The organism is Paenibacillus nasutitermitis (assembly GCF_014641075.1).
In the GTDB taxonomy this organism is placed as follows: domain Bacteria; phylum Bacillota; class Bacilli; order Paenibacillales; family Paenibacillaceae; genus Paenibacillus_Z; species Paenibacillus_Z nasutitermitis.
Genome location: NZ_BMHP01000026.1, coordinates 1 through 2900 on the forward strand (window position 1 = coordinate 1; position 2900 = coordinate 2900).

Below are 2900 nucleotides of genomic sequence, written 5' to 3' on the forward strand. Positions count from 1 at the left end.
TTTGTACGTCAATTCACGAATCGGATCGGGTGCCACGGCACGTCTATATCTGCCGAGATGGATGTCGATCCTCGCGGATACCTCTTCAACATCAAAAGGTTTTGTAATATAATCGTCCGCTCCCATACGTAAAACAGAGACCTTCGTTTGCTGCTCCCCTTTGGCAGAGATAATGATTACGGGGAGCTGACGATTCGGCCCTAACTGCTGAAGCATTTCTTCGCCGCTTAGCCCGGGCAGCATCAGATCGAGCAACACCATGCTCCACACCTGCTCTGTGGCTAAATACAGCAACGCTTCCGTGCCGGAATAGGCTGGTTGTGGTACATATCCGCTATGGGTTATAATTTCGCACAGTAATTTATTAATTTCATTATCATCTTCAACGACCAATATTTTTACTTCTCCGTTCATTTCATTCACCTCATCCTTCTAGATTCTCTCAATAGAAATCCGGAGAATTGGATTGAATAAAAAGTTCGCCTTACTTATGATAAAGTTCAGCTTAACACAATTAATCGATCCGCTGTTAGATTAATTCCAAACTGTCACTACGTAAATAAAATAAAATGGTTAGGGTTTTCACTAGGCCTTCCTTTATTTTTGTTTCTTCGTGAATTAGAGAAGCAACAATTACAAGGCTGAATTCAGCACGCACCTTATTACGCTTACGAATACGTTAGCATTCCTGTAATGTCTAGCAGTCACTGTACAAGAGCTCGTCTTTCATATGGCCAATCCATGAAAGCATTATCCCAGCAGTTGCTCTTACGGGACATCGACTGCTGGGCTGATTTGGGCGCAAAAAATAACGCTCCCCCACATGTTTTAATACCGAAAGGCGGATCGAGCCCGTAGGATTAAAACGCATGAGGCAGCGTTATTGCAAATCAGATCGTGGCTGAACAAACGTGCAGTATCACGTACTGTCAGGAATCGGTCCAGGTCCGGGTGGGTAAACACCTCGTCCTGTACATGCGTAATTGGGGTAGTACCAGCGAAGCTGACCCCATCTTTACCGATATTGCGCCCTTAGTTTGTCCAGCATTTCTCTCATAACACGGATCAACCCGTCTGGCGCTTTTACATTTGAATCCGTACCCAATCCAATAAAAAATTGGCCGAAAAATGGAAGGCTGCTCGCGGGGATTTGATTGCCCAGCCATCCTGTGCCGTCTTCTCGAACATGAATTTGAATTTTATGCGCTGGCCACAGTTCAGACTCGCATCTCTGCACCCCTGTTGCAGTAAGCTCAACATAAAGTTCCACAACTGGACCTTTCTCTTCAATGTAAGAATCCCAGTTTCCTGTATGCACTTGCGTCAAATTAACCGCTTCCAGTTTGGAAAGTTCAACAGATCTACCCCGGTCACAGCGAAACAAGCGAAAATCGCGGCGGTGAAAGCAATAGGCCGGACAATACCAAAACCCGTTGCTGGCATAAATGCCGATCGGCTGAACATCTCTTGACTGCTTATGCTGTTTTGATTCGTACTTCATGCGCACCACTTTTTGATCGATCTGCTTTTCTGACCGATGCTTTCGGATTATGACTCTATTATAAATGAACCCGTTTACCCCTGTACGGGTGTTTGGACGAATGAATTGATATTAACATGACCGCCGATTAGTCCGGCTTCTACGGAAAAGGAGCTTGAAACAAGCAGAAGAAGCATTAAGCTACTGATCATGAAAAACTTCTTCATTACGGATTCCGATTAGTCACGCTAATAATCGCGTTAAGCGTCAAATCGTTTTGCAGCTCTTTCTTCTTGAGAAAAAACGGCTTGATCCCGTCGGGATAATCCCCGATCACGCCGAACACTTCGTACCCCATCTTCGTATAGATGCGGCGCTTTTAAACTACCATACGGATGCTAGACCATTTCAATTGATTTCGCTATTCCATTCTTGATTTGAGCGTTCCAAAGTGTATTTCATAAACCGAATCAATACCTGAACCCGTTTTTTTTTAGAATAATTAGCAACGTGATCTTTGGACCTTTCACGGATTCTTATAGCTTCTTGAATGAGAGGGTGCCATTCCTGCGGCATTTGATCGAGAGAGTAGCGGCCGGCTTCAGCTTTCGAGACAATATCTTTCTCCCTTAATGTGTAGTATTGACGTGAAATTCCGAGTACGGTCCATTGAATTTCCCAATCAATTAATTTATTTGGAAACAAGAACGCATATCTTACCAAATGTTCGTTCCGTTTGATTCTCTTTGCCCAGTAGCTATTCATATTAGCCATCACGTAATCAACCAAAAGTTTCGGATCTGCTGGCAAATTAAAGGACTCAATACCGGGTCCTGTTATGCAGATTCCCTTTTCTCTTAAAATCCAGCCGGAGATCGGATCGAAGATAAACGGCTTCCAAGAAACTTTTCCTAAATTGAAATAAGGTCGAGAACCGGTCTCTGCTTGTAACTGCAGATCGCTTTTTAAAAGATAACACCCATCCAGAACAGGTTTCCGGTATTTTTTTGCGATCTCTCGATGGATGTCCTCCAAATATCGGGTATCGCTCTCTGTTAAAGGACGATTTAAGGTAACGATAAGGTCAATGTCGCTGGAATTCGGTATGTACGCGTTGAGAGCAATAGAGCCATGTAAATATATACCTTCAAGGGTATTGGGGAAGTGATTGTTAAATCGTGTAACAAGCTCATCAACAATTTCTGTAATCTGGGACGGAACTTTTGTACTCATTAAATCTCTCCTTCTCCGCAGTTTGCAGCATCAAACATTTAATTGAGGAAAATCGTAATGATGCACATTCTCCTTTTCGATCTGATGTTCTTTCATTCTAATCATCAGATCCTAATAGAAGATTAATCGAAATCTTAAAAAATCATTAATCATCCTCTCAATCGGTAACCCATCCCCCAAATGGTCT

At 43.0% G+C, this 2900-nt stretch carries 3 protein-coding genes; all 3 read right to left on the bottom strand.

Features of this window, described 5'->3' with window-relative positions:
- On the bottom strand, positions 1–414 hold a 414-nt coding region (locus tag IEY46_RS36110; protein WP_189001245.1), incomplete at its 3' end, for a response regulator transcription factor.
- Between the two features lie 601 nt (positions 415–1015).
- A complete protein-coding gene (locus IEY46_RS36115; protein ID WP_373288965.1) occupies positions 1016–1510 on the bottom strand; it encodes a WYL domain-containing protein in 495 nt (164 codons plus the stop codon).
- Between the two features lie 378 nt (positions 1511–1888).
- Positions 1889–2713 (bottom strand): aminoglycoside adenylyltransferase domain-containing protein, encoded by an 825-nt coding sequence (locus IEY46_RS36120; protein WP_189001248.1) that lies wholly within the window; start codon positions 2711–2713, stop codon positions 1889–1891.
- Between the last annotated feature and the right edge of the window lie 187 nt (positions 2714–2900).